This is a genomic window from Vibrio sp. CUB2, assembly GCF_001557945.1.
In the GTDB taxonomy this organism is placed as follows: Bacteria; Pseudomonadota; Gammaproteobacteria; order Enterobacterales; family Vibrionaceae; genus Vibrio; species Vibrio owensii.
The window spans coordinates 483,872-510,168 of record NZ_LNRB01000002.1 but is presented as its reverse complement, the minus strand read 5'-3'; the positions used below and the strand labels follow the sequence as shown (position 1 = coordinate 510,168).

Annotated in this window: 20 protein-coding genes; 9 read left to right on the top strand and 11 right to left on the bottom strand. The window is 47.5% G+C overall.

Annotation, left to right across the window (positions count from 1 at the left end):
* Positions 1-75: 75 nt before the first annotated feature.
* Entirely contained in the window at positions 76-1,065 is a 990-nt protein-coding gene (locus tag ATB78_RS04705) for an SPOR domain-containing protein (protein WP_061007928.1), read from the top strand.
* A gap of 207 nt (positions 1,066-1,272) precedes the next feature.
* Here the strand turns inward: ATB78_RS04705 and ATB78_RS04700 are convergent, their stop codons facing one another.
* The 5 genes from ATB78_RS04700 to ATB78_RS04680 form a co-directional block, all read right to left on the bottom strand.
* Positions 1,273-3,597: a hypothetical protein gene (locus ATB78_RS04700; protein WP_061007927.1), complete on the bottom strand. Its 2,325-nt coding sequence runs from the start codon at positions 3,595-3,597 to the stop codon at positions 1,273-1,275.
* A gap of 243 nt (positions 3,598-3,840) precedes the next feature.
* On the bottom strand, positions 3,841-5,385 hold the full coding sequence (locus ATB78_RS04695) for a hypothetical protein (protein ID WP_061007926.1): 1,545 nt from the start codon (positions 5,383-5,385) through the stop codon (positions 3,841-3,843).
* 4 nt (positions 5,386-5,389) lie between these two features.
* On the bottom strand, positions 5,390-5,962 hold the full coding sequence (locus ATB78_RS04690; protein WP_005429961.1) for a sigma-70 family RNA polymerase sigma factor: 573 nt from the start codon (positions 5,960-5,962) through the stop codon (positions 5,390-5,392).
* A 2-nt stretch (positions 5,963-5,964) separates the two neighbouring features.
* Positions 5,965-7,440 carry a hypothetical protein gene (locus tag ATB78_RS04685; RefSeq protein WP_061007925.1) on the bottom strand — a complete coding sequence of 492 codons (1,476 nt, stop codon included), beginning with the start codon at positions 7,438-7,440 and terminating at the stop codon, positions 5,965-5,967.
* A gap of 31 nt (positions 7,441-7,471) precedes the next feature.
* Positions 7,472-8,824, bottom strand: coding sequence for a serine/threonine-protein kinase (locus tag ATB78_RS04680; RefSeq protein ID WP_061007924.1), 1,353 nt, complete (start codon positions 8,822-8,824; stop codon positions 7,472-7,474).
* Between the two features lie 231 nt (positions 8,825-9,055).
* On the opposite strand from ATB78_RS04680, the gene ATB78_RS04675 reads away from it, so the two are divergent.
* The 4 genes from ATB78_RS04675 to ATB78_RS04660 all read left to right on the top strand — a co-directional run bounded on the left by ATB78_RS04675 (position 9,056) and on the right by ATB78_RS04660 (position 11,951).
* Entirely contained in the window at positions 9,056-10,063 is a 1,008-nt protein-coding gene (locus tag ATB78_RS04675) for a LacI family DNA-binding transcriptional regulator (protein ID WP_047512689.1), read from the top strand.
* A 48-nt stretch (positions 10,064-10,111) separates the two neighbouring features.
* The gene (locus ATB78_RS04670) at positions 10,112-11,038 is read left to right on the top strand and encodes a LysR family transcriptional regulator (protein WP_045413954.1); all 927 of its coding nucleotides are present in this window, start codon (positions 10,112-10,114) and stop codon (positions 11,036-11,038) included.
* A 203-nt stretch (positions 11,039-11,241) separates the two neighbouring features.
* Positions 11,242-11,619: an SMR family transporter gene (locus ATB78_RS04665; protein WP_005430013.1), complete on the top strand. Its 378-nt coding sequence runs from the start codon at positions 11,242-11,244 to the stop codon at positions 11,617-11,619.
* A 2-nt stretch (positions 11,620-11,621) separates the two neighbouring features.
* A complete protein-coding gene (locus ATB78_RS04660) occupies positions 11,622-11,951 on the top strand; it encodes an SMR family transporter (protein WP_061007923.1) in 330 nt (109 codons plus the stop codon).
* Positions 11,952-12,128: 177 nt separating this feature from the next.
* Here ATB78_RS04660 and edd read toward each other — a convergent pair whose 3' ends face one another.
* Together edd and ATB78_RS04650 are read right to left on the bottom strand one after the other, a co-directional pair.
* A complete protein-coding gene (gene edd, locus ATB78_RS04655; RefSeq protein WP_061007922.1) occupies positions 12,129-13,925 on the bottom strand; it encodes a phosphogluconate dehydratase in 1,797 nt (598 codons plus the stop codon).
* Entirely contained in the window at positions 13,922-14,443 is a 522-nt protein-coding gene (locus tag ATB78_RS04650) for a gluconokinase (protein ID WP_005434599.1), read from the bottom strand. Before ATB78_RS04650 ends, edd begins: the two co-directional genes overlap by 4 nt.
* 152 nt (positions 14,444-14,595) lie before the next feature.
* Between ATB78_RS04650 and ATB78_RS04645 the strand changes: the two genes are divergently transcribed.
* Both ATB78_RS04645 and ATB78_RS04640 read left to right on the top strand, forming a co-directional pair.
* Positions 14,596-15,972: a GntP family permease gene (locus ATB78_RS04645; protein ID WP_005434597.1), complete on the top strand. Its 1,377-nt coding sequence runs from the start codon at positions 14,596-14,598 to the stop codon at positions 15,970-15,972.
* Positions 15,973-15,981: 9 nt separating this feature from the next.
* On the top strand, positions 15,982-16,593 hold the full coding sequence (locus ATB78_RS04640; protein ID WP_005430025.1) for a bifunctional 4-hydroxy-2-oxoglutarate aldolase/2-dehydro-3-deoxy-phosphogluconate aldolase: 612 nt from the start codon (positions 15,982-15,984) through the stop codon (positions 16,591-16,593).
* 121 nt (positions 16,594-16,714) lie between these two features.
* Here ATB78_RS04640 and gorA read toward each other — a convergent pair whose 3' ends face one another.
* The 3 genes from gorA to ATB78_RS04625 form a co-directional block, all read right to left on the bottom strand.
* A complete protein-coding gene (gene gorA / locus ATB78_RS04635; RefSeq protein WP_061007921.1) occupies positions 16,715-18,070 on the bottom strand; it encodes a glutathione-disulfide reductase in 1,356 nt (451 codons plus the stop codon).
* A gap of 241 nt (positions 18,071-18,311) precedes the next feature.
* Complete coding sequence (locus ATB78_RS04630) at positions 18,312-19,016, bottom strand: glutathione S-transferase family protein (protein WP_179946991.1); 705 nt, start codon at positions 19,014-19,016, stop codon at positions 18,312-18,314.
* 147 nt (positions 19,017-19,163) lie between these two features.
* Positions 19,164-20,003, bottom strand: a complete 840-nt coding sequence (locus ATB78_RS04625) for a 23S rRNA (adenine(2030)-N(6))-methyltransferase RlmJ (RefSeq protein WP_005434590.1) — start codon at positions 20,001-20,003, stop codon at positions 19,164-19,166.
* 424 nt (positions 20,004-20,427) lie between these two features.
* Between ATB78_RS04625 and prlC the strand changes: the two genes are divergently transcribed.
* A complete protein-coding gene (gene prlC, locus ATB78_RS04620; RefSeq protein ID WP_033004906.1) occupies positions 20,428-22,470 on the top strand; it encodes an oligopeptidase A in 2,043 nt (680 codons plus the stop codon).
* 85 nt (positions 22,471-22,555) lie between these two features.
* Here the strand turns inward: prlC and asnC are convergent, their stop codons facing one another.
* Positions 22,556-23,020 carry a transcriptional regulator AsnC gene (gene asnC / locus ATB78_RS04615; RefSeq protein WP_005430014.1) on the bottom strand — a complete coding sequence of 155 codons (465 nt, stop codon included), beginning with the start codon at positions 23,018-23,020 and terminating at the stop codon, positions 22,556-22,558.
* A gap of 115 nt (positions 23,021-23,135) precedes the next feature.
* Between asnC and ATB78_RS04610 the strand changes: the two genes are divergently transcribed.
* On the top strand, positions 23,136-26,261 hold the full coding sequence (locus ATB78_RS04610) for an EAL domain-containing protein (RefSeq protein ID WP_061007920.1): 3,126 nt from the start codon (positions 23,136-23,138) through the stop codon (positions 26,259-26,261).
* Positions 26,262-26,297: the final 36 nt, after the last annotated feature.

Here is a 26,297-nt window from a genome sequence, read left to right as displayed (position 1 = left end):
CTTATCACTTTTTATTCATGTTTTATTGACGCTTTGTCGCGATAATTTCATCACCTACTGTTCAGAGTGAAGCGTATGGAAATGAAGAAGGCACAACACTCCTCTCGTATCGTCCAATCCGGCTTGAGCCTTGGATTGCTGTTGGCGTGCGCCCAATTTTCGACACCGGTATTCGCGGAGGGTTTTCTTTGCCAAGCTTCTCAAGCGAGTAACAAAGAACTGCCAGTACTTGAGCAATCTTGTCCGATCGGGAAAGGGGTATGGGGAAAGAAAGTGCCGCAGGGAGGCAATGATTTCTTCTGGATTCAATGTGGTTTGTTGCCAAAACCGATGTCTTTAGCCAAAGCCAAACCGATCTACGGCAAAATCACCACCGATGTTTGGATGAAGCCAGAGCAAAAAGGCTACCGATGTCTTATTGGTCCTTATACTGAATTTGCCAAAGCCTCGCAGGATTTACAGCGAGTCAAAACCTTGTCGACCTATAAAGAAGCCTTTATTCGTGTGGTTGGCAAAGGTACGTCAGAGCCAGTGAAGCAAACTAAGCCGACGCCGAAACCTGCCGCGAAGGCAAAGCCTGTGACACCCGTTGCTCCAGTTGCCGCGACTCGCCCGAATACGGACGCTTTTAAAGCGAAAGAGGCGCCTGCTAAGGCAGTACCGAAGCAAGCTTCTCAACCAGCGGCGAAACCGACTCAAGCGCCTAAACCTGCTCAGCCTATTATCAGTAACGATACAGTGCAGGTACGATTGAAGACGATTCTGAAAGGTAAAACGTTTGTGGTGCCTTACTTGGTCGAGAACAACAACCAGTTCTACATGGAACATGGGAAGCCTTGGAACCGCTTAAACTATGCGAGCTCGAAAAAGGTATGTCAGCAATTAAGTATGGACTTGGCGAGTGCCTCGGAATTCAAAACGCTGCGTGCGTCTGGAGTGATGGAGAAAAACAACTGGCCGCTGCAGTTGCCTTACTGGGGTAAAGATAAGAAGGGCTTGTTTGCCGACCGAGAACCGAATCAGCTCACGGGTACATCCTTACTCAATGTGATTTGTGTGAAGTAATTAAACAGATACAAAAGAGCCCCGCTTGAGCGGGGCTTTTTTGCGGCCTCAAATAGAGGAGCTATTTGAGTTGGGTTTCCTTGTGGCAGTTAGCGCAACAGTATACTTCTTTGATGCCTTTGCACTTTTCCCAGAAGGTTCTGCGTCGGCGATGCAGATGAATCTGGCTACAACAAGGTTTCGATAGTACTTGTTTGTCTTTACTCATTAGTCTTCTATCAAAGGTAGTGATTCCATCACTTTTTCCATTGCTTCTAGAGAGTCTGAGTACAGACCAAACTCAGGAGCAGACACTGAGCCATCTTGCTCTGCGCTTGAGTTGATGCCGATGTAGAAGTCACCAAACTCGCGGTTTACATTACGGTGACGAGTTTTGTAATCAGACTCTGAGCCTGTTTCTTCTAGAATCAAAGTTTCGCGATTTGTTTCGCTATCTAGAGAGATAGTCCAGTTACCTGGAGTGTAGAAGCCTTCTGGTTTGATAGACTCGTACTCGTAAACACCGTTAGCGTACTCAAACTTACCTGCAGCATAGAATAGTTCAGTTTCGTCTTGAGCAACGGTCTCGCTCTCTACCGTCATATCAAATTCAACCTTACCGTTTGTGACCTTTTCGCTCACTGGTAGTGCTTGTGCGAAAGGTGCATTGGTTGAATCAAACCAGAACAACTCATCACCATCGATTTTCACAAGGATTTGGTATTCGCCTTGTGTGGTTTTGTTTTGGTAAAGCATTTCGTACTCAGAACCCTCATCGTCGTACAATTTGCCGTCTTTGAGCTCTACGTCCCAACAATCTTTGTTTTGGTAAGCCGCGTAGTTTGGTAGCTTGTCCAGTTTTGCCAAAATCGCGTATGGGTCGTACTCTGATTCCCAAGAGTTGCTTAGGTTATCACTGATGTTTGCCGAGTATTCTTCGCCTTGCTCATCATCATTTGAACCCCAACACCATAGTAGGCCTTCGGTATCTTTCATAAGAATCGCATGACCGATTTCACCATCGTTGCGTGCGAAGCTGCCCATTTTTGCCGCTTTGCCGTTAAAGTGGTCGATAGTGAAGCCTAGCGTTGGTACAACTGGCGGCGGCGTAGCGCCTTCTTTCACTTCTGGTAGTTTAAAGGTTACGCGAGTTTTGCCATCTTCGTTATCTTCTACGTTAACGGTAAAAGTTTGGCCTGCAGCGTAAGCTTTTTCTGGTGTACCTTCGATAGTGATGATTGCGTTGTCGTTTTCATCGATAGACAAGCCGTCGATAGAGATCGATTCCGCTGAATACTCTTCTAGTTGGCCATCTTCGTCTTTAAATAGACCAGAGATATCAAGAGTTTGCTCGAAAGCTTCACCTTGTTGTAGCTGCCAGCCATCAACGATACTTTGAAGGCGTTTTTGCTCTTCTTCAATGACGATTGGTGCTTGGTTTGCTGTTTCGATGTCCAGCTCAAATACAGTGCTTACAGTAGAAAGCGCTTTGCCTGCAGAGTCTTTATCTTCTGCTGTTAGGATGATTTCGAACTCACCTGCTTTGGTGACTTCAGCAGCTGGCAAAAGAATCAATTGGTTGCCTTCAATGCGAACGTCGATGCCAGTTCCACCTAGATTGTGAGACAGTTTAGGCGTCACCAGGTTTTGGTCTTTGTCTTTAAATAGACCTTCAATGTTCAGTTCAACACCATCGAAGCTCGCGCCTTTAACGATTTCAGGTAGGTTATCTAGCTTCTCTTCGGCAACTTCTTCAACGTCTTCGCTAACAACAAGCTTATTGTTGACTACGGTTTCTGGCGCTAGGTTTTCGCTTTCTGGTGTGCTGTCAGTGATTACTGGGCGTAGGTTTGGATCATTGATATCTGCACCAGACTCCACCAGACGGTCTACTTCTTGATCAGCTGCTTGCGCGAATTCAGTTGCTTTTTTCTCGTAGTTTGCCGGGTTTTGCGCTTTAGATTCCGTCAGAATCTGAGCGGTTTTATGTAGTTCGGCACTTTTATCTACACCCGAAACGAAATCGCTGTATAGGTCGATAGGGGCTTCTTCCGTACCACCAAGAGCTTGGTTTACTTTTGCTACTGCTTCCTCTTCCGTTAGCGCACTGTCGTTTGCCATTTCAATTGCAACAAGGTCAGTGATTGGTGAGATAACGTTAGAAGAGTTTGGTGCGCGGAAAACCAGTTCGTGTGCCATCGCTTGGCTTGGGTGATCCATATCTACAGTGTAAGTACCTGCGTAAGCAGGATCTAAAGCGATAAGCTGTTTCTGTTTTGCACCGTTTGGCGTGATAGTTTGCAGTGCCAGAGTACTCTCTGGTTTTGCTTTGATTTTAAGCTGACCTTTCTCATCGGTTAGGCCAAGGAATGTATCATTGGTGTCCCATTGACCATTGTTGTTCAGATCTTCAAATACCACAGCATTTTTGAAGTAGCCATCGAAGCCTGTGATCACTACACCAGAGTTGCCACCGTTTGAACCACCATCTGAACCACCACAACCTGTTAGCGCGATAGCCACTGACGCTGCTAGTAAACTCACCTTATTCATTGTTTTAATCCTTGTTTCGTTTCCGAATGAGAAAGTCGCTTTTTATCGTTTTATCTTTCAATCTCACTAGTGAGATTGAAAAAGCAGCGCATTTTGGATCGGTTTTGGAAGCGGCTTCAAGACACGAAAAGCCACAAAAAAACCGTAAAAAACTTTGAATATTTTTTGTAGCCTTGATTAGTGGAGTGAATGGCGGTTTGAGGTGGCTGCTATTTAATACAGATACATATTTTGACTTTTTTCTCATTTGTGAGTGGTTTTTGAACTAATAGGTTCGTAATAAGTCATATTCATTTTCAACTCCTCTACGCTATTGGCGTATTGAGGAAGTGGGCGCAAGATGTAGCTATAAGCTTCACCCTGAAGAAAAACGTCATTGGCATGGTAGTCATTGTTGAAATAGACATAAGCGTATGCCGACGGTTTAGGAGCAGTCGCGCAATAGGTATTGTTGGAGTAAGAAATCACATCGCTAAACATCCCTTCACCAGCGATGATTGAGGTGTCCCAAAACTGACAGAATTCATGAGCAAATAAGTCGCTATTAGACGCGACTATGTTGAGATCTGAGTCGAAACCGTCGTAATACTCATTACCTTGAGCGAAGCGTCGGTCAAAAATATAGTTACCAGCAAGCGCATGGCGATAGCCACCGGCAGTCGGAATAAGCAGATCAAATCGGGCGGATTGATACAGCTTCTCTCCTGTATTGACGTTCAAACGCTCTTCCATTGATCGTTTGTTCTTCTGCATGGTGTAGCTTTCGAAGCGATTATTGTCGAAAACAGTGATGAAGTAGTTTTCGGTTTCTTTGTGTACGCGTGAGGTGTAGACCTTTTTGGTGGTCCAGATTTGTTGTGAGTCGCTTGTTTGCACTATTAATGATTCATCGCTGATCTGATACTGACCGACTTTCTTTAATTCATGCTCTTCAGGGCAATGGGTTTTGTTGTTGGCAGCCGCATAGAAGACTTCTTCTTCGACAAATTTGAATGCCTCACAGTACACCACTTCATAGGCGTATTTTTTCCCACCAAGTAAGTTTGTGGTTTCCAGGCGATACACAATGCCATCAATGAGAGGGTGCTCGGTATCATTTTGTTCTTCGATTACTGCTGGTAGCTCAAAGCGTGTCGTTACCCAAGCATGGTCTTCTGTGCCGTGGTGGTCATCACGAGCTGATACAGCCAGAAAGGTCGTTTGGTTGAAGGACTTTGGTGCGCCTTGCAACATGATCTGTCCTTGATTAAGGACACTTAACCCATTGGCGTTTTCCAACCAAATTCGGGTGGTGAGAAGGTCGCCTTCAGGATCTTCAAACAGCTGCTCCAACCCCAACGAATAGTTGATCGGGTTGTTCTGTGCTAGCTCCCAACCAAAGATGATGGTTTGAAGCTGCTGTTCCACCGCAAGGTTAATGATCGGTTTGCCGTTGTCTGTCGAATCATGGTTTGGGTTGTTGCTAACGTAGGTTTGAGTCAGACTTCCGGAGTAATTGACCACCGATGATCCAAAAGCATCTGGAACCTGTTCAGGATGCTCTGACAAGGTTGATTCGAGAGCTTTTTCAAAGGCGAGATCGTTGCTCCGCTCTAGTGCTGACGAGGTTAAAGCTTGTTTTACTTCAATCAAAGAAGCGCGCTCACCATGAGCGGCGTCTTTCTTATCAGTACTATTTTGTGCAGGTTTGATATTGGCAGCGACAGCTGTCGTTTGTTCATCTGAAAGCCAATAGCTTGCCATCAAGCAGATACCCAGTGCGCCTGCAATCCAGTATTTTTTTGTCATGATGTTACGCGTGCGCCATTCTTGAGTGCAGCCAACTGCGTGAAAACTTTAAGTCTTTTTCAATCAAACTGGCGCTGCACTCCAGCAGTTCACAGATCTCTTGATTTTTCATACCCATCAAGTACTTGAGCTTCAAAGCGTTAGACTGACGCGGGTAACGCACACTGAAGCTGTCGAGCGCTTTATCCATGATGATGAGTTGCTCGAAGCGATCTTCTTCCTCCTTCATCAAGGTGATGTGTTGGCGCTTCTGCGCTTGATGGGCGCGTGCGTTGTCGATCAAGATTTGGCGCATCACTTTGGCTGCCATTAAGAAGAAGTCGCGCTTGGTTTCAATCTCACTCATGTCGCAGTTAGACATTTTCAAATAAGCATCATGAATGAGCGCCGTGGTGCTGTTTACGCTGTCAGAAAGCACCTTGTTGTCGGTGCCGTATTTCTCTGCGTTGCGTTCACGTTCCTGTTGGGCGATTTTACGCAGCTGTAGGTAAGCGAATTGGTACAACTCACTTTCCGCCTGTTTATCGCCGGCTTGCCACTGCTGGATGATTTGCGTCAGGGTAGATTTAGAAGCCATGGCTATACGTCCTCACTTACTTTTACAAACTCAGAGATAGAATGGGTTTCGATACGATCAGAGCCATCGCGATTACGACTGATGTCTTGCTGGTAACGATACAAAATGCCTTGCTCCCACGTTTTGCCTGCTGGCAGGTATTCCCACGTGGTGTAGTTGATTTCTGAAGGGGCGGGTGACCAGCGAACCATCACGTTCATCTGTGCTAATTCGGCGTTTTCCTGATCGTTGTTGACCCACCACATATCTAAGTATTCGTTAGTGACGTCTTGGGTGTATAGGCTGATATCTGTAGGGCATTTAACGGCATCGACAGGTAAACGCAATACTTGGTTATGGCGCATTAGAAGACACGATTGTTTCATCGAGTCTTGTAGGTATTGAGTTTGCTGCCACACGCCTTGGTAGGCAATTTGGTTATCAACCGAATCAGGATAGGTAAACCACAGCATTTCAGTGCGGTTATGGTGCTTAACGTGTTCATTTGGCCCCAAGCCTTGCACTTTTTCCATCAACAGTTGGGTATTTGGATCGAAGTTGAGTGCGACCGAGCGATATTTCCAGTCGCCTTCATCATCATAATCTTCCAGCGAGAAGCCATTTAGGTCATTGCGGTTGCAACCTGTATCCGCGCAGCCGACAAAGCTCTCCCACTCTGAGAACTTTTCAATTGGTTCGATAATGTCTTCGGTGACGCTTTGATTGAGAGCCAAGAAACAGCCTTGGAAGTAGTCGCCAATGCTTGGGTGCTGAATTAGGTTCTCTTCTGTAATGGTAAAGTTGACCTCACCAATCGGTGGGCGGTAACGCGGGTGATGTTGGTAGCGAATATCGAACGCGCAGGCGCGACCTTGCCAATCCTTTTTCTTGATGATGATGTTCTTAAAGCGCACATCACGAGGCTCGAAAATGACTTCATCTGAGGCGAAGTTCTTTTCGATGTAGCGTTGGCTTTCATTCAAGTGTTCAACCGCTTCTTGTACCGAAACCCAATCCAAATTGAATTGGTGTTTTGCGTCATCTAAGAAGTTGAGATCAAGACGCTTGAGTTGCGCTTGGAAGGCAGGGTCGGATAACACCTTGTTAGCCAGTACGATTTCTTGGCGGTTTTCTGGTGTGCTGTCGAGAGAGAGCAACAAGCGGGTCATGTTGATGCTGCGACTTGGCTTGGTGGTCGCCATCGTCGGAGTAAGCACTTCCTGGCTCGACATCGTCGTGAGCAAGTAGCCGTTATCGTCATTGCCTAGGAAGAAGCTGATGACATCACCAGGGCGATATTGAAATGCGCCTTTATCGGTGTGGCCAGATAGGTTGGAACTGGTTTTGTAATACAAACCAGTCACCGGTGAATCGATGAAGAAACCTTGCTTTATGGTAGGCGCTGTCGCTTCTGCCGACGGAGTCGTAGAAGTGGAGCTCGCCCATGCTGGTGCTATCGCTAAAGCCGATAGCCAGATCGCAACGGAACGTGTGTACATCTTAAATTTTAAGCCTTTTTCGTGTTTAGCCTTACTGTTGAGTGCGGTCCTTTGGTGCACAATTTGGCTGACAACTTATTGATTTTGTAAGGTGCTTCTCTGGCACCGGCGTCATCATCGCCAACAACATTTTCTGTTTTATGTGTTTGGGGATATCTGGGTTAGACAGAATCCGCCTACGTGTCAGCTCCATCATGGCACTGACGGACATATGCTCGACGTTTTGCCCCTTGGCGTGAAAGACAAGGCGCGTCACTTCGTACATGATGTCTTCTGCAATCTTCTTCTCTTGTTGCAGTTGTATGTTCTTTTGAATCAGAGTGTTACCAAATAGCACGCCTGATAACACTAAGATCGCGGACAACACCGATGGCAGCGGTCGGCGTTGTACCAAACGAAGCGTACTGTACAGCGGCCAGTGCTTCTTTTGCTCTATCGGGCGTCGTTCCAAAATACATTCAATATCTTGGCGCAGTGCCCGAACATTGAGGTAGCGCTGCTTTGCTTTCGCTCGCGTCGCGCGTCTCACCACCCAATAAATGTCTGACCACATGGGCTGATCAGGAAACATCAACGCCAGAATCTTACCCAGTGAATACACATCACTTTGCTCGGTTAAAAACTGTCCGGCTTGTTGCTCTGGACTGGCGTATTTTTCACTGAAGGCAATCAATGCGGGAGACGAATCATCACTGCTTGATTGCACCTTTTGTGTCAGGTTGAAATCGAGCAGCTTTGGCCGTTTATTGCGATCAATTAGGATGTTTTCTGGTTTAAGATCCGCATGCAGGACTTGATGCTGGTGGGCGTGTTCCATTGCCTGACAAATCTGCTTGAACAGCAATAACTTGTCATCGTCTTCCATTGGCGTGAGCAACAAATACGTGTCTAGAGTCTGACCAAAAACGCGTTCCATCACGATGTAAACCGAATCACCGTGCAAGCCGCCATCAAACACTTTGGCAATGTAAGGGTGGTTTAAGCGAGCCAGAAGCTGAGCTTCATCAAACAGGGCGCGTTTACCTAATACATTACTGAGATTGGTTTGAATGAACTTGATCGCAAGGTCTTGCTCGAACGTCTCGTCAGCGCGCAGTGCCGCATACACGACCCCCATACCTCCACGCCCTAACTCATGGGTAAGGCGGTACTTGCTGACCACTTCGCCTGTTAGGTCGACCTCTTGTGTGGTGGCCAAGCTAGCGCCGAAGCCGAGCAACTCTGTGAGGTGTTCTTCTTCGTTTTCACTGGCTAAAAGAGGGGCGACTTGGAGGTAAAGCTCAGGCTGACTCTGCTGCAATTCTTTGAGGTATTGCTGCTTTTGAGAGTCGTCCAGATCAAGCAGGTGATAGTAAATCTGGGTTTCGCTGGAGCCTAACTGCACGGTGCTTTATATCTTATTGTTTTAGGTGCGTTATCTTATAAGAAACTCAATATTAATGTCATTTATTTATTCGGCTTTGAGTCACAATGTTTAGTTTGCATCTTGATGGTTATTTAAGCACTAAGGTTATGATTTTATTAATGATGTAGTGGATGGTTTTTACTAAGCTTGTCGACGAGGAGTCTATTCGTCATAATGTTACTAGTAACATTACTGATAAATTAGATATTTATGGCTCAGCAGAATAAGAAAGCACGAACGACATTGCAGGATGTCGCAGACAAAGTTGGCGTAACAAAGATGACCGTCTCGCGTTACATGCGCAATCCAGACTCAGTGGCAGAAAAAACACGAGTGAAAATTGCCGCTGTAATTGAAGAGATGGGCTACATTGAAAACCGTGCTCCGGCGATGTTGTCGAAGTCTTCCAGTAAAGCGATTGGTATTTTACTGCCTTCACTGTCCAACCAAATTTTTGCGTCTTTTGTTCAGGGCATTGAAACGGTCACTAAAGCCAATGGCTATGAAACACTGCTTGCGCACTTTAGTTATGACGAACTGGAAGAAGAACGCAAAATCGCGTCGCTGCTTTCTTACCAAGTTGATGGTTTAATCCTAACCGAAAGCCACCATACTCAACGCACTTTGCAGATGATCAAAAACGCAGGTATTCCTGTGGTAGAGACCATGGAACTGCCAGAGCAGCCGATTGATATGGCGGTTGGTATGGATCACGAAGACGCTTCTTATAGCGTTGTAAAACGTATGTTGGAGTCGGGCAAACGTACTATTGTTTACTTCGGTGCTCGCTTGGATACGCGTACTAAATTGCGTATGCAAGGCTATGATCGCGCAATGACAGAAGCTGGATTGGAGCCAAAGCACGTGCTAACGGGCGATCACTCAAGCTTCTCGTTAGCGCATGATTTACTGGAGCGCGCACTGGCAACCTACCCAGAACTTGATGGTGTATTTTGCACCAACGACGACATCGCGATTGGTACTTTGTTGAGTGCTCAGCAACGTGGCATCAAAGTGCCAGATCAACTTGCGGTGGTGGGCTACAACGCATTAGACATCGGGCAAACTATTAGCCCGAAACTGACTAGTGTGGATACACCGCGTTTCGAGATTGGTGAGAAAAGTGCCGAGTTACTGATTGCACGCCTAAAGGGTGAAGAGCAAACAGAGACCAAAGTCGACATGGGCTACCAAATTACGGCGGGCGAAAGCGTCTAACTCACTCACGTTTATTTTTCATCATTCGTTTCTGATAAGGACACGGGCATGCCACATCAACTTGATGCGTTAGATCTGAATTTAATGCGCTTACTTAAAGCCGTGGTGGATAACCGCAGTATCAAGTTGGCGGCGATGCAGCTTGGCATTTCGCAACCCAGTGCCAGCCGTGGTGTGATGAAACTTAAAGATGTGTTTGATGATCCGCTGTTTGTGCGTAAAGCCCACGGGGTAGAGCCATCCCCAATGGCGATTCGTTTAGCGGCGGAGTTCGATAACATGCTGTCGCCGCTAGAAAAAGTAGTGCAGGAGTTTTCGGACTTTGACCCACTCGAATACCAAGGTCAGATTGCGATAGTGACTGACCCTTACTTGATGGACGAACAAGGTCAGCGTTTATTGCGCGGTTGCCATCAAGCCTTCCCTCAAGCCTCGTTCGCTTTCTCAAGTTGGAACATTTATTCCCAAGACGAGATGTTAGAGGGCGAGCACGACTACTGCATTCTCGACCAAGAAACCGAGTTGTCGAAAGACATCTATATGCGCCCATTGTTTGTTGAAAAGCGAGTGATTTTGGCGCGTAAAGACCACCCGACGTTGTCGCAAATCAGCAATGATTGGGATACGGTGTCGGAATTGCCACTGGTCTCTTTGCCTGCACCAGCATCCTACAATCCGCTGTGCACGGTGGAGTCAGAATATCGCCGAATGGGTTACGAGCCGGTCGTACTACTTAAATCCTACAACTTGCGCGTCGCTTGCCAAATGCTGCTTGAGACCGATGCCATCATGTACGCCAGCCAAAGCACCGCGCACTTGATGCATGAGCTTGCCTCTTATCCTATGCCGATGGTCAACCGAGAGTTCAGCCAATTTGTTGTTTCTGGGGGGTATTTACAGACCTACCGTAACCACCCATTGCACCGCCATTTGCACCAAGTGGTGCAGCAAACCCTCAATACACCATTAACGTGATCGGATAGGCAAACTGCCTTTTTAGATATTCAAAAATGAATATCTCAATTACCTGTCTGTTTTACTAAAGAAGGGCTAATCTGACTACAAATAGTCAGGAGAAGCGGCTCTTTTTATCTTATCAATTCTTTGAATGTCTGATTCTTAAAGGACGTTCACCATTCTCCGTTATGCAGTTTTTTAATTTCTGGGGAGGATGAATCATGCTCATTGCACGTCTATTTTTATTGCTCGCCATCGTTGCCGAAGTTGCCGGTACCAGTACGATGTCGTTTATTGGTGAAAGTAATGCGTGGGAAGGCTATCTGGTGATGTACGTTCTGATCGCCATTTCCTATTACTTCTTGTCGAAAGCGGCAAAGAAAATCTCTATCGGTGTCGCGTACGCAACGTGGGAAGGTTTGGGTATCGCCTTGATTACCCTAGTTTCTATCGTTTTGTTTGATGCCAACTTAAGCACGCAGCAGTTGCTTGGTTTGGCGCTGGCGGTAGTCGGTATCGTGTGTGTGACGCTCGGCGAATCACACGGTCAGCCTCAACAGAAAGATGAGTTGCCAAGCTCATCAAATGCGAGGTGTTAATCATGAGCCAATTTTTTACTGTTTCATTCGGATTTGTTGTTATGGCGGCGTTGGTCGACATCATGGCGAACATGGCACTGACTCGCTCTAAAGGCTTTAAGCACAAAGGGTGGGGCATCACTGCGATTGTCTTGGTGATGGCGGCGTTTACTTTGCTTGCTCAAGCGGTAAAAGAAATCGACCTTGCGATCGCATACGCCTCTTGGGGTGCGATAGGTATTTTAGGTACCGCGATTGGTGGCGCTTTGCTGTTCAAACAACAGCTTAAGCCGATTGGCTGGTTTGGTATCTTCGTGGTGATTGCTGCGGTTGTGGTGATGAAGACGGCTTGATGTTCTTTGCCTGAATCCTAGATATCGTCATTCTGAACAGCGAGGAACGAGCATGATTCAGAATCTACCAACAAAAAGTGCTGTGGCAGAGGTGTTTCCTCTCGCTTCACAGCACTTTGATATTAGATTCCTGATCTCGCTTAGGCTCGTCGGAATGACGGGGTCTTTCTTCCCGTCCTAAACAATAAAGCTTGCGCCTTCTTCTGCGCTCGAAACGCTCTGACGAATCACGCTAAAGAAACCACGACCCCAAGTCTGTTGCTTGGCTTCAGTATCCATCTCTAACAATTCACGACCAGTAACATCGCTTAGGTTGTTCAGCTCGCCAGTTTGGCAGTCAACGCGGATGATGTCGCCATTACGCACCAAGCCAATCGCGCCGCCACGAATTGCTTCTGGAGAAACGTGGATTGCTGATGGAATCTTACCGGATGCACCCGATAGTCGACCGTCCGTCACTAGCGCGACTTTAAAGCCCGCTTTCTGCACGTTGCCGAGGATTGGCATCAGTTTATGTAGCTCTGGCATGCCGTTCGCAGCAGGACCGTTGTGCGTTACAACCACGATGCAGTCTTGGTTTAGTTCACCGCGTTTGTACGCTGCTTCCACTTCGTGTTGGCATTGGAATACGATTGCAGGCGCTTCGATGATGCGCTGATCTTCTTTCACCGCAGACACTTTCACCACCGCTTTACCCAAGTTACCGTTAAGTACGCGAGTACCACCAGTGTTTTGGAAAGCTTGCGTTGGCGCAGCAATCACTTCGCCGTCTTGGCTGCCATCACATGGTGTCCAAGTCAGTTTGCCGTCGACTAGTGTTGGTAGCGTCATTTGGTCTTCGAATTCGCCGAATACCGGTTTCACGTCACGGTGAAGCAAGTCTGCCTCGTCCAAACGATGCAATAGCGCAGGTACGCCGCCCGCTTCTTGGAACGCGTTCATGTCTGCTGGACCGTTCGGGTAAACGCGCGCTAATAGTGGCACGACTTCAGATAAGTCACTGATGTCTTGCCATGTCAGAATCAAACCTGCTGCACGTGCCACAGCCAACATGTGGATAGTGTGATTGGTGCTGCCGCCCGATGCCAACAGCGCAATAATGCCGTTGATCAGGCTCTTTTCTGTGACAACTTCAGACAATGGACGGAAGTTTGCTGAACCTGCATTCATAGCCGCAATTTTCAGAGCTGCATGATCGGTCAGCGCCTTACGTAGTTCAGTATGTGGATGGATGAATGCCGAACCTGGCAGCATCAAACCCATAGCTTCAAATACAAGCTGATTGGTGTTTGCCGTGCCGTAGAAGGTACACGTGCCTGCCGAGTGGTAAGCACGACACTCCATGTCAAGCAGTGCGTCTTTGCCTACTTCACCCGCCGCGTATTTTTGGCGAACGTCGACTTTCTCTTCATTGCTGATGCCCGTTGCCATCAAACCTGCTGGCACAAACGCCGTTGGTAGGTGTGCGTAAGACAGCGCGCCCATCAATTGTCCCGGTGCGATTTTGTCGCAGATACCCAGAAGCAAGGTCGCATCGAATACGTTGTGGCTCAGTGAAAGCGCTGTTGATTGAGCAATTAAGTCACGAGAAAACAGTGACATGTCCATGCCCGCTTGACCTTGAGTCACGCCATCACACATTGCCGGAACACAACCCGCGACTTGCGCAGTGTGACCGTAACCAGACAGCACTTGTTTGATTTGATCAGGGTAGTGTTGGTAAGGCTGGTGGGCACTCAGCATATCGTTGTAAGCACTGATTAGCGCCACATTCGAGTGAGTGAAATCCAGAATGCTTTTCTTTTCTGAAGAACATGATGCTGCAACAGCGTGAGCCAAGTTACCGCAAGACAGACCGACACGACCTTTACCTGCTTCTGCTTGGACTTCAGTGCGAGCAAGAAACGCCGCACGCGCCTCTTGGCTGCGCTCAACTAAGCGTTGAGTAACGTCTAAAATTACTTGATGAGTCATGCCATTGCCTCGTCTTGCACTAGGATTAACTCAGCGGCATTCGACACAACGTCTTCGATGGTAGCGTCAATGCTGACGAAAATGGTGCGAGGCTCATTTTCTGGGCGCTCTAGGGCTTCGAACTGGCTGTTGACCATGTTCTCTTTCATGAAGTGACCTTGGCGAGCACGCATACGCTCAAGGATCAGTTCTTTGCTGCCATCTAGGAAAAGGAAGGTCACGTTTTCGTTGCCTTCGCGGATTTGGTCACGATAAATCTTTTTTAGTGCCGAACAGACAATAATGCCGTGCTCGTTTTTGCTTTCTAAGCTATAAGCAGCGTCGCGGATACGTTCTAGCCAAGGTTTGCGGTCGTCGTCGTTCAGAGGTTGACCTGACGCCATCTTCTGAATGTTTGCTCGTGGGTGAAGATCATCACCATCAATGAATTTACGTCCCAGCTTTTTCGCCAAGTGCTCACCAATTGTGGTTTTGCCACTCGCACAAACGCCCATAACGACGACACTACTACCAGCCATAACTTATCCTCATAACAAATTTGCGCGTGATCTCAATTTTTGAATTCACTTTAAAATATGGGTTTATCTTATTCATGTTATCGGTAACATGTTACCGGTAACTCAAATAAATGTGAACCACAACACAAACAATAATTTTTAAAGGTGAACCCATGGAACAGCTAACCCAAGCTCCAGACCCTACGTTCCTATTAACGATTGCAGTCCTCGCGATTGCGGCGTTACTTGTATTGATTATTAAGCTAAAAGTGCACGCTTTCGCTTCCCTAACTATGGTGAGTTTAGGTACTGCGATTGCGACTGGCGTTTCTTCTGACCAAGTTGTCCCAACCATGATGAGTGGTTTTGGTGGCACACTGGCTTCAGTAGCATTGCTGGTTGGTCTTGGCGCAATGATCGGTAAGATTTTGGAAGTAACTGGCGGTGCGCAAGTGCTGGCAGATACTTTGATTGGACGCTTCGGTAAAGAGCGCGCACCATTTGCATTGGGTGTGGCTTCACTACTGTTCGGTTTCCCAATCTTCTTTGATGCTGGTCTAGTGGTAATGATGCCAATCATCCTAAGTGTGGCAGCACGCTTTGGTGGTTCGCCAATCAAATACGCACTACCAGCAGCGGGTGCATTCGCAGTAATGCACGGCTTTGTTCCTCCGCACCCAGGTCCAGTTGCAGCAGCAGAATTCCTAGGCGCAAACATTGGTCTACTGCTTGTTGTTGGTATCCTAGTGGCTATCCCAACTTGGTACCTAGGCGCTTACCTATTTGGTCTGTACGCGGGCAAGAAATTCGATATCCCACTATCAAAAGCGTTCTTCAACGGTGAAACACAAGTTGATGAATCTAAGCTGCCAAAATTTGGCACAGTAATGACCATCCTAGTGCTGCCTGTACTGCTAATCTGTTTAGACACAGTACTGAACACGCTAGCAGTTGCGGGTGTGATTGATGGCAAAACAGCACTGGTTGAGTTCCTACGTATGCTAGGTAAAACGCCAGTAGCACTTCTGATTACTCTGCTTGTGTCTCTTGCTGTATTCGCGAAAGACTACGGCATGGCAAAACTTGAGAAGCTGTGTGGCGACTCATTGGCTCCGATCTGTGGCGTTATCCTAGTAACAGGTGCGGGCGGCATGTTTGGTGGCGTACTGCGTGCAAGTGGTATCGGTGATGCACTAGCAGACGTTCTGACTGACACAGGTATGCCAGTGATCGTAGCTGCGTTTGTTATCTCTACCTGTCTGCGTGTTGCTCAAGGCTCAGCAACCGTGGCACTAACGACAACTGCAGCACTTATCGCGCCAGTAGTGGCAGCATCAACTGGTTTGAGCGAGCTAGACCTATGCTTTATCGTTATCGCGATTGCAGGTGGTGCAACAGTGCTTTCTCACTTCAACGACTCTGGTTTCTGGCTAGTATCTCGTCTACTAGAGATGGATGAGAAAACAACGCTAAAAACTTGGACGGTAATGGAAACTTTACTTGGTGGTATCGCATTTATTATCGTAGCAACATTAAGCTTTATTCTTTAGAGGTTACCCATGACAACACTTGAACAACGATTAAGAGAAATCAAAATCGTCCCAGTTATCGCAATCAACGATGTAGCACACGCTCTGCCACTGGCAAAAGTGTTGGTAGAAAACGGTTTACCATGTGCGGAAGTAACATTCCGCACTGAAGCGGCGGCTGAGTCGATCCGCATCATGCGTGAAGCGTACCCAGAACTGCTGATCGGTGCTGGTACAGTACTGACAACAGAGCAAGTGGACATCGCGATTGAAGCGGGCGTGGACTTTATCGTGAGCCCAGGTTTCAACCCAACGACAGTGAAATACTGTCAGCAACGCAACGTGACAATCGTACCGGGTGTGAACAACCCAAGCTTGGTTGAGCAAGCGATGGAAATGGGTCTACGTACCCTGAAGTTCTTCCCTGCTGAGCCATCAGGCGGCGTAAACATGCTTAAAGCACTAACGGCGGTTTACCCTGTGGAATTCATGCCAACTGGTGGTGTAAGCCCATCTAACGTGGAAGATTACCTAGCGCTGAAATCGGTTGTAGCGTGTGGCGGTACTTGGATGGTGCCAACCGCTATGATGGACAACGGCGATTGGGAAGGTATTGCTGAATTGGTTCGCGCAGTTAAGTAAACGCGCAAACGGCTCCGAAATACCCCCGAACGTTTTAAAACGTGAATAGAAAAAGGGTCATCAAGTAATTGATGACCCTTTTTGTTTATCTGCTTAAATCAGCAAAGCGATTCGCGCGTGATTAACGCATCGTCACAAACTCTTCAGAGCCTGTTGGGTGGATAGCCACAACAGAGTCGAAGTCTGCTTTGGTTGCGCCCATCTTCATTGCTACGCCGAAGCCTTGAATCATTTCATCAACGGTGAAGCCGATGCCGTGAAGACCAACAACCGTTTCTTCTTCGCCAGCACATACTAGCTTCATCTTACATGGTTGACGGTGCTTAGTAACCGCTGTGTACATCGCAGTGAAGCCAGACGTGTAGACTTTGATGTTGTCTTTACCGTACTTCTCTTCTGCTTCTTGAGTCGTTAGACCGATAGTGCCGATTGGTGGGTGGCTAAATACCACGGTTGGTACCAAATCGTAGTCCATCTTCGCGTTTGGTTTGTTGTTGAACAGACGCTCAGAAAGTTGACGACCCGCTTTAACAGCCACTGGTGTTAGCTCGATACCACCTTCCATGATGTCACCTACACAGTAGATGCCTTTCACGTTAGTTTCTTGGTATTCGTCTACCTTGATGTAGCCACGATCGTTCGTTGCAATGCCAGTGGATGCTAGGTTGATAGTGTCAGTTGCTGGGTGACGACCGATTGCCCAGATTAGGGTATCAACGTTTTGGCTCTCACCGTTTTCTAGGTGTAGAGTTAGGCTACCATCTGCTTCTTTTACCACTTCTTTTGGAACAGAGTGGGTGTGCAGAGTTGGACCTTCAGCGTCCATCACTTCTACTAGCGTTTCGATGATCATTGGATCGAAGCTACGTAGTGGTGATTCTTTACGAACGAATAGGTGCGTTTCTGTGCCAAGCGCATGCAGAACACCAGCGATTTCTACCGCGATGTAACCTGCACCGATCACTGCAACGCGTTTTGGTTGCTCAGCAAGCTCGAAGAAGCCGTTTGAATCGATGCCGTATTCTGCACCTGGGATGTTTGGAATCGTTGGACGACCACCCACTGCGATCAGGATGTGATCCGCTGTGTAGTGTTCACCGTTTACTTCAACTGTTTTCTCGTCAACAAACTTAGCAAAGCCTTTGATCACGTTTACTTTGTTGTTGCCAAGAACGCGGTCGTAAGATTGATGGATACGACCAATGTAAGCCTGACGACTCTCAACCAGTTTGCTCCAGTCGAAACCTTTTACATCTACATCGAAGCCGTAGTCTTCTGCGTACAGGTTCATTGCTTCTGCAACTTGCGCACCGTGCCACATCACTTTCTTAGGCACACAACCAACGTTTACACAGGTACCGCCAAGGTCTTGAGCTTCGATAAGCGCTACTTTAGCACCGTACATTGCTGCACGGTTTGCTGATGCGATCCCGCCGCTGCCGCCGCCGATACAGATATAATCAAAATGAGTCGCCATTACTTTCTCCAAGAGCTTATTAATTTTGTCTGACAATAATTACATTGGGGTGGTGGGTGATGAACTCAACAGCCCAACGGAATTGTTGTTAATTCCATGTCCCTATCATAAATCGAGTCTAGCAATTTCCTAAATGGGAAAAAGTGACATTGCTTATGACAAATAGCGATGAAAGGATAGTAAAGCGGAATAAGGCGCTATTCCGCTTGGTGTTTTTCATCCTCAGGGGAAGGGAAAACCATTAGCCGCAGCAGCTTGATGTACCACAGCCTGACTGGGCTTGCACGTCTTTGCCGTCCGCAAGATAAGTGTTGGTTAGGTAGAAATCACTAAACAGCTGCGCGAAGTCTTCCGATACAGTCTTCTCTACTAATCCTGATTCTAAGATGTGCTTTTGCCATGCCTGCATTTTTGGGAGACCACAGAAGAAGTCGTAACCAGAATGCGCTTTGACGATGGCAGCGCGATGCAGAAGCGGCAGCCAAGCCATGTCTACATTACTTAGTTCATCGGATTTGAAGAACTTGGTCTCACCAGACAGTTGGTTTTCTGCTTTTTGGAACGCTTTGATCAGTTTCTCTGCACGTTCTTCAAAGGTTGCTTGGTCTTTGCTGCTCATCGTGCCGCATTGTGCCAAGTAATGTTTAGAGCCTAGGTAGCTCCATGCTCGGTCTAGTGCGCGTTGTTCGTTTGTCACGCCTTGCTCTAACGGACCGTATTCGTCTTCGATGTATTCGATAATCGCATCAGACTCAAACAGTGCCGTGCCAGATTCTGTCACCATCACAGGCACTTGACCGTTTGGTGAGATGTCTAGGAACCATTGTGGCTTGTCTTTTAGGTTGATGTATTCAATCTCGTAAGGGATCTGTTTTGCTTCTAGTGCCGCAGTTACGCGTTGAACAAATGGGCAAATTTTAAAACTGATAACTTTAAGCATGGTCATTTCTCTCTATGTTTTAGCTTGTTTACATCCCTAAGACGCAGGCAAAAAAGAAAAGACGAAGCGCAGGCGAAAATTTTTTAGAAAATAAATAAAAAAAAGCGCAACGAGGTCATCGTTGCGCTTTAAGGTTATGAAATTCAGTGTTTTTTATTCTGGAACGATCCAGTCGACTTTCCAGTGACCCGTTGCTGGCGCGATCGCTTCTTGCAGGAATGGCAGAATTTCTTTCATCTGGCTTTCCAGTTTCCACGGTGGGTTAATCACGATCATGCCCGATGCAGTCATGCCGCGCTCGTTGGTGTCTGGAGATACGCCCAATTCGATTTGCAGAATTTTGCGAATGCCAAGCCCTTCTAAACCTTCAATCATGTCTTCGATGTCATGGCGGTTTACGACTGGGTACCAAATCGCGTAGATGCCCGTTGCCCAACGTTTGTGGCTTTGGTAAATCGCTTGCACGACGTCGCGATATTCTTTCGCTAGCTCGTATGGTGGGTCAATCAGCACTAAACCACGACGCTCTTGCGGTGGCAGACTGCCTTTCAGACGCTTAAAGCCATCTTCTTTGTAGATGCTTACTTGACGATCGCGGTGGAACTCTTGCTCTAGTAGCGGGTGATCGGCTGGGTGCAGCTCAGTTAGAACCATGCGGTCTTGCGGGCGAATTTGCGCACGTGCAACACGCGGTGAACCTGGGTAGTAACGTAGATTCTCACCGTTGTTCAACGTTTTGATTGAGTCGATGTAGCTTGCGATCTCTTCAGGGATGTTTGAGTTATCCCAAATGCGCGCGATGCCTTGTTTGTATTCGCCCGTTTTCTCAGACCATTCGTGAGTCAGATCGTAACGTCCCACACCCGAGTGGGTATCGTGATAAACAAACGGCTTATCTTTCTGCTTTAGTGCATCAAGAATGAGGCTTTGAACGATGTGTTTTACCACGTCAGCATGGTTGCCAGCGTGGAAGCTGTGGCGGTAACTTAACAAATTAAACTCTCGAAACACTCTTTGACTGAGTGTGGTCTGTGATTTTCGCGATATGGCGGTATTATACTCAAGTAACTTGAAGAAGTAGAACTTCGATTCAAATCAGTATCACTGATAGGGATTCGCTATTGAAATTTCTTTAAGTCACCCATACTTAGTATGAGTAAACAAATTGAACCTAAGTGGGATTGTGCCGCTCCAATAGAGTGCCAAACCGAACTTAGGCATAACAAGACTCAAGGACAGAGTAAGCGCTCTTTGACCCATTCGGTCATTGCTGCATCGAGAAAGGGAACGGAAATCCCCCCATCCATGTTGTCGGCTTGCCTGTGCATTGAGTTCGCCTACTGTTTTGCAAATACCAATAGAATCTTTGCAAATGCGAATAGGCAAATACAGAGCCAAAACACAAAAGGAATTATTCATGTCTAATCCACTTCTTACGTTTACGGATCTTCCTCCGTTTTCGCAAATCAAACCAGAACACATTAAACCTGCAGTGGAGCAGGCGATTGCGGATTGTCGTGCCAAGATTGACGAGGTACTAAAAGACAACGCAAACCCAAGCTGGACCAGTGTGATCGCGCCAATTGAGGAAGCGGATGACCGCTTGAGCCGCATTTGGTCACCAGTGGGTCACATGAACTCAGTAGTGAACAGCGAAGCGCTGCGTGAAGCTTACGAAAGCTGTCTGCCAATCCTGTCTGAGTACGGTACTTGGGTTGGTCAGCACAAAGGTCTTTACGAAGCGTACAAAGCGATCAAAGCCAGCGAAGAGTACGCGACACTGACGCGTGCACAGCAAAAGACCATTTCGGATTCACTACGCGACTTCGAGCTTTCGGGCATCGGTCTACCATCAGACGAGCAACATCGCTACGGCGAAATCAGTAAGCGCATGTCTGAGCTGAGCTCAAAATTCTCCAACAACGTGCTGGATGCAACCATGGGTTGGACTAAGCACGTTGTCGACGAAAAAGACCTAGCGGGTATGCCAGAATCTGCACTTGCAGCAGCAAAAGCGGCAGCAGAAGCCAAAGAGCTCGATGGCTACCTAATCACGCTAGATATCCCATCTTACCTACCAGTTATGACGTACTGTGATAACCAAGACCTACGTAAAGAAGTGTACGAAGCGTACGTAACGCGCGCCTCTGACCGTGGTCCAAATGCAGGCAAGTGGGACAACACAGAAATCATCACTGAGCAGCTAAAACTGCGTCATGAAATCTCTCGTATGTTGGGTTTCAACACTTACAGTGAGAAATCTCTGGCAACCAAAATGGCAGAGAACCCAGCGCAAGTTCTTGGCTTCTTGAACGATTTGGCAACCAAAGCGAAACCACAAGGTGAGCGCGAAATTGAAGAGCTACGCCAGTTTGCGAATGCGGAATTTGGTGTTAGCGAGCTAAACGTATGGGACATTGCGTACTACAGCGAGAAGCAAAAGCAGCACTTATTCCAAATTTCGGATGAAGAACTGCGTCCTTACTTCCCTGAATCAAAAGCGGTAAGTGGTCTGTTTGAAGTACTAAACCGCGTGTTTGGTATGACAGTGACAGAGCGTGAAGGCGTGGATACTTGGCACGAATCCGTGCGTTTCTTCGATATCTTCGACGGCGAAGGCACACTACGTGGCAGCTTCTACCTAGATCTATACGCACGCGAACACAAACGTGGCGGTGCGTGGATGGATGATTGCCGTGGCCGTCGTGTGACGCTATCAGGCGAGCTACAAACACCAGTTGCTTACCTAACGTGTAACTTCAACCGCCCTGTGGGTGACAAGCCTGCACTGTTTACGCATGATGAAGTGGTGACTCTGTTCCACGAGTTTGGTCACGGTATCCACCACATGTTGACGCAAGTAGAAACAGGCGCGGTATCAGGCATCAACGGTGTGCCTTGGGATGCGGTTGAGCTACCAAGTCAGTTCCTAGAAAACTGGTGTTGGGAAGAAGATGCGCTGGCGTTTATTTCTGGTCACTATGAGACTGGCGAACCACTACCAAAAGCGATGCTAGATAAAATGCTAGCCGCGAAGAACTTCCAGTCGGCGATGGGCATCCTACGTCAGCTAGAGTTCGGCTTGTTCGACTTCACTCTGCACACAGAATACGACCCAGAAGTGGGTGCTCGTGTGCTTGAAACTTTGGCAGAAGTGAAAGAGAAAGTGGCAGTTGTACCAGCGGTTGAGTGGGCGCGTTTCTCACACAGCTTTGGTCACATCTTCGCTGGTGGTTACAGCGCGGGTTACTACAGCTACCTATGGGCTGAAGTGTTGTCTTCAGATGCGTTCTCTCGCTTTGAAGAAGAAGGCATCTTCAATAAAGAAACCGGTCTGAGTTTCTTGAACAACATCCTAGAAATGGGTGGCAGTGAAGAACCAATGGAGCTATTTAAGCGCTTCCGTGGTCGTGAGCCAGAAATCGATGCGCTACTGCGCCATTCTGGTATCGCAGCGTAATCTCGATTGAGAATGAAAATGGGCAGCCAAGTGGCTGCCCATTTTTTTATTCATAGATTCAGCTTTTAGTATCTGATTCAGACTGTTATGGATTTACGCTGCGATTGATCGGGTTTTGCAGTGAAATCAGCGTCTCGGTGGATTGCACTTCGTCGATCGCTTGAAGCTTATCAATCAATACAAATTGCAGCTCCTCAATCGACTTGCACATCAATTTGACGAATATGTTATACGCGCCCGTGGTGTAGTAAGCTTCTACCACTTCATCGAGGGCGTTGAGCTTTTCTAGCGCTGAATGATAGTCGCGCGCGGCATTCAAGTTGATGCCGATAAAGCAACATACGTCATATCCTAGCTTTTTGGTATTGACGATTACCTCAGTACCTTCGATGATGTCTGCCGCTTTCATTTTCTCGATACGAACGTGGATGGTCGCTGGACTGACATTAAATTGTTTTGCCATTTCCGCGTAAGGTTTACGCGCATCCGCCATCAGAGTTTTAAGAATCGCGCGATCGAGATCGTCGAGTTTAGGCAAGCTCGCATTCATACAATTATTTCCGTTGGGTATGAGGTTTAAAGTTCATTTTATACTCACAGCGGACAGGATTCACAAGGTTTACGCAGGGATAACCGCGAGGTAGCTCTGAAGTCATGGAGTTGATGTGCCATTTTTTCTGTTTTGCATAGCGATCATGTTCAGTGCAGTCGCTTCGGCGCAAGAGCAAAAAGTCCTCGTTGTTCACTCTTACCATCAAGGTTTCTTCTGGACTGATTCTATCCAGCGTGGCTTCGATCAGCAGCTTGAAGGGCATCAGCTCGATACGCGCGTGTTGTATCTCGATTCTAAGCGCAGTCAAAGCCAGCACTTCTTCAGTCAGCTGGAGTCTCTTTATCGTACCAAACTGAGCGAAGAGCATTTCGACGCGATCGTTGTTAGTGATAACAATGCACTTGCTTTGATGCAGCGCTTATCTTCTGTCATTAAAGACACGCCGGTGATTTTCAGCGGCATCAACAACTATCATCCTGCACTGCATCAGGGGTTGAAGGCGACAGGTGTGATTGAGGATGTCGATCTGTCCGCCAACCTCGCCTTGATTGAGCGTTTGCATCCGACCCACAAACAAATCCTTATCGTCAGTGATCATTCTGTTACGGGTGCCGCACTTCGCGCTCAGATCGAAGACTTTCTTGATGATAACCCAGCATATCGCGACAAAATCCGTCATTTAGTGCCGGAAACGGTCGATGACCTAAAACAACAAGTGTCGCAAATGAGCATCGACAAGGTGGTGCTGTTTTGGACTTACTACCGCGATATTCACGGTAACGTTGCGACCGATAAAGACTGGCGTGACATCAACCAAGCCTCTAACGCACCGCTGTTTATGGTGCACGATATTGGACTTGGGCATGGTGCAGTCGGCGGTGTGATTCAAACCGGTTATCGGCAAGGTTTTGAAGCTGCGAAGTTATTGGCGCAAGTGCTGGATAACCCACAGCAACCTTTACCTGCAATTGTGCGTGCAGAATCGGACATCAAACTCGACTATCAATCGGTTGTGCGTTGGGGTTTAGGCGCAGAACAAGAAGCCTCGTCGGTGTTCTTCAATAAGCCAGTGGAATTTACTGAGCGTTACGCCCGAGAAATTAAGCTGTTTGGTAGTGTGTTGGTGGCGATGACCATCGTGATTATGCTGCTTAGTTACTACCTGCATCGAATTCGTCGCAGCGAAAGTATTGCTCGCGAGAGCCAGACGATTTTGGAATCGGTGTTTGACCAAAGCATGCAGTACATGGGCATTCTCGACCAGCATGGTTTGCTTAAATCCGGTAACGATCGTCTGCAATCGTTACTTAATCATCAGGATATGCGTGTCGATCGTCCGCTTTGGCATCATAAAAATTGGAGCGAAGAAGCACGCCAGTTACTTGCCAATTACTTCCAGTCCAGCCATCGCCAAGTCTCCACTTTTGAAACGGAGATCTGGAGTAAAGAACATGGCGCTATGGTGCTGGAAGTGTCGCTCAAACCGTTTTCTCAGCAGGTGGCAAACCAAGAGCAATACTTGTTTGAAGCGCGTGACATTACCAGTCGTAAGGCGATGGAAGACAAGCTCTACCAACGTGAATCGAGTTTGCGTAACTACTACGAGCAGCAGCCGGTAATGATGGTGACGTTAGATAACAATAACCGCATTCAGGAAGTGAACCGTTTTGCTCAGCAGCTTTTGGGTTATCAGCCATTGGATATGCTGGGGCATCGCCTACGTGAGTTCTATTCGGACGAAAAAGCACTGATCCCGCGCCAAGTGTTATTGCAACCTCAGCAAGTGATGCATGGCGTTTGGCGTCGCGAAATCGAATATCGTCATGCGGATGGTCATCGCGTTTGGGTACGTGAAAACATTCGTCCATTAAGAGATTCCGACCAACTGCTGATCGTCGGTGAAGACATCACCGAGACAAAGAAGCTCGCCAAGCAGTTAGAGTACCAAGCACGCTATGACTTGCTGACTGACACCTACAACCGCAACTACTTCGAGTTAGAGCTGCAAACCGCACTGCGAGAAGTAGAAAGCCACCGTCGTGTGCATGCAATGTTGTACCTCGATCTTGACCAGCTCAAAGTGCTTAACGATACCGTGGGTCATGATGCCGGTGATGCGGCTATTCAGTTCTGTGCCAGCATGTTGGAAGAAGTGCTGCCATACAATGCAGTCTTGGCGCGCATGGGCGGGGATGAATTTGCTGTGTTGTTGAAAGATTGCGATGAGCACGGTGCAATTAACGTTGCCAAGCAGATCATCACGACCTTGAGCGAACAGCTTTTCCGTTGGGAAGACACGCAGCTGTTTATGAGCTGCTCGGTGGGCATTCGTATTATCGACCACACCGCCGAAACGCCACAAATGGTTCACGCTCAAGCAGATTCAGCGTGTCACGTTGCCAAAGAGCAGGGGCGCAATCGCTATAACCTATTCAGCTTAGATAACGAAGAGCTGCAACGTCGTCAGTTAGAGATGCAGAGCGTTAATCTAGTGCACGAGGCGCTGTCGAGTAAGCGTCTTGAACTGTTTGCTCAGCGCATTGTTAACTTGAGCGGTGAAGGCTCGCCATTGTGCTTTGAGATTCTGGTGCGTATTCGTGATGCACAGGGCAATTACTTGTCCCCTGGTGTTTTTATCCCAGCTTCTGAGCGCTACAACATTGCGCACTGGATTGATAAACAAGTGATTACTCAAACCTTAGAGTGGTTTGAAGCTCGCCCAGAGATAGTAGAAAAACTCGGACGTTGCGCGATCAACTTGTCCGGTCAGTCGATGGGGAATCAAGAGTTTATCGACTTCCTGTTAGAGCGTTTGCAATCGTCCTCGATTCCATGTGAGAAGATCTGTTTAGAAATTACTGAAACTGCAGCGATGAGCAACATCGACCAAGCACTCGGCTTCTTTACTCGCGTGCGTACGCTGGGCTGTTTGATTGCGTTGGACGATTTTGGTTCTGGCTTGTCTTCTTTCGGCTATTTAAAGCAGCTTCCAGTCGATATCGTGAAAATTGATGGTCTTTTCGTGCGAGATATCAACGTAAACGAGATGGACCGCGTGATGGTGCGTTCAATCAACGACTTAGCCAAGCAGATGGGCAAAGTCACGGTGGCGGAATTTGTTGAGAATGACCAAGTCAGAGAGCTGCTGATCGAGCTTGGTGTCGACTATGGGCAAGGTTATGGCATCGGGCATCCTAAACCTCTGGCTGAACTGGTCGACGAACTCCAGCAGCTTTAGCTATCCAGACGAACTTCATCTAACTTCTCCCCAACC

What these genes read in the sequence shown, in the direction of transcription:
- ATB78_RS04705 (WP_061007928.1), top strand. Translation starts at nt 76, where the DNA reads ATGGAAATGAAGAAGGCACAACACTCCTCTCGTATCGTCCAATCCGGC.
- ATB78_RS04700 (WP_061007927.1), bottom strand. Translation starts at nt 3,597, where the DNA reads ATGAATAAGGTGAGTTTACTAGCAGCGTCAGTGGCTATCGCGCTAACA.
- ATB78_RS04695 (WP_061007926.1), bottom strand. Translation starts at nt 5,385, where the DNA reads ATGACAAAAAAATACTGGATTGCAGGCGCACTGGGTATCTGCTTGATG.
- ATB78_RS04690 (WP_005429961.1), bottom strand. Translation starts at nt 5,962, where the DNA reads ATGGCTTCTAAATCTACCCTGACGCAAATCATCCAGCAGTGGCAAGCC.
- ATB78_RS04685 (WP_061007925.1), bottom strand. Translation starts at nt 7,440, where the DNA reads ATGTACACACGTTCCGTTGCGATCTGGCTATCGGCTTTAGCGATAGCA.
- ATB78_RS04675 (WP_047512689.1), top strand. Translation starts at nt 9,056, where the DNA reads ATGGCTCAGCAGAATAAGAAAGCACGAACGACATTGCAGGATGTCGCA.
- ATB78_RS04670 (WP_045413954.1), top strand. Translation starts at nt 10,112, where the DNA reads ATGCCACATCAACTTGATGCGTTAGATCTGAATTTAATGCGCTTACTT.
- ATB78_RS04665 (WP_005430013.1), top strand. Translation starts at nt 11,242, where the DNA reads ATGCTCATTGCACGTCTATTTTTATTGCTCGCCATCGTTGCCGAAGTT.
- ATB78_RS04660 (WP_061007923.1), top strand. Translation starts at nt 11,622, where the DNA reads ATGAGCCAATTTTTTACTGTTTCATTCGGATTTGTTGTTATGGCGGCG.
- edd (WP_061007922.1), bottom strand. Translation starts at nt 13,925, where the DNA reads ATGACTCATCAAGTAATTTTAGACGTTACTCAACGCTTAGTTGAGCGC.
- ATB78_RS04650 (WP_005434599.1), bottom strand. Translation starts at nt 14,443, where the DNA reads ATGGCTGGTAGTAGTGTCGTCGTTATGGGCGTTTGTGCGAGTGGCAAA.
- ATB78_RS04645 (WP_005434597.1), top strand. Translation starts at nt 14,596, where the DNA reads ATGGAACAGCTAACCCAAGCTCCAGACCCTACGTTCCTATTAACGATT.
- ATB78_RS04640 (WP_005430025.1), top strand. Translation starts at nt 15,982, where the DNA reads ATGACAACACTTGAACAACGATTAAGAGAAATCAAAATCGTCCCAGTT.
- gorA (WP_061007921.1), bottom strand. Translation starts at nt 18,070, where the DNA reads ATGGCGACTCATTTTGATTATATCTGTATCGGCGGCGGCAGCGGCGGG.
- ATB78_RS04630 (WP_179946991.1), bottom strand. Translation starts at nt 19,016, where the DNA reads ATGACCATGCTTAAAGTTATCAGTTTTAAAATTTGCCCATTTGTTCAA.
- prlC (WP_033004906.1), top strand. Translation starts at nt 20,428, where the DNA reads ATGTCTAATCCACTTCTTACGTTTACGGATCTTCCTCCGTTTTCGCAA.
- asnC (WP_005430014.1), bottom strand. Translation starts at nt 23,020, where the DNA reads ATGAATGCGAGCTTGCCTAAACTCGACGATCTCGATCGCGCGATTCTT.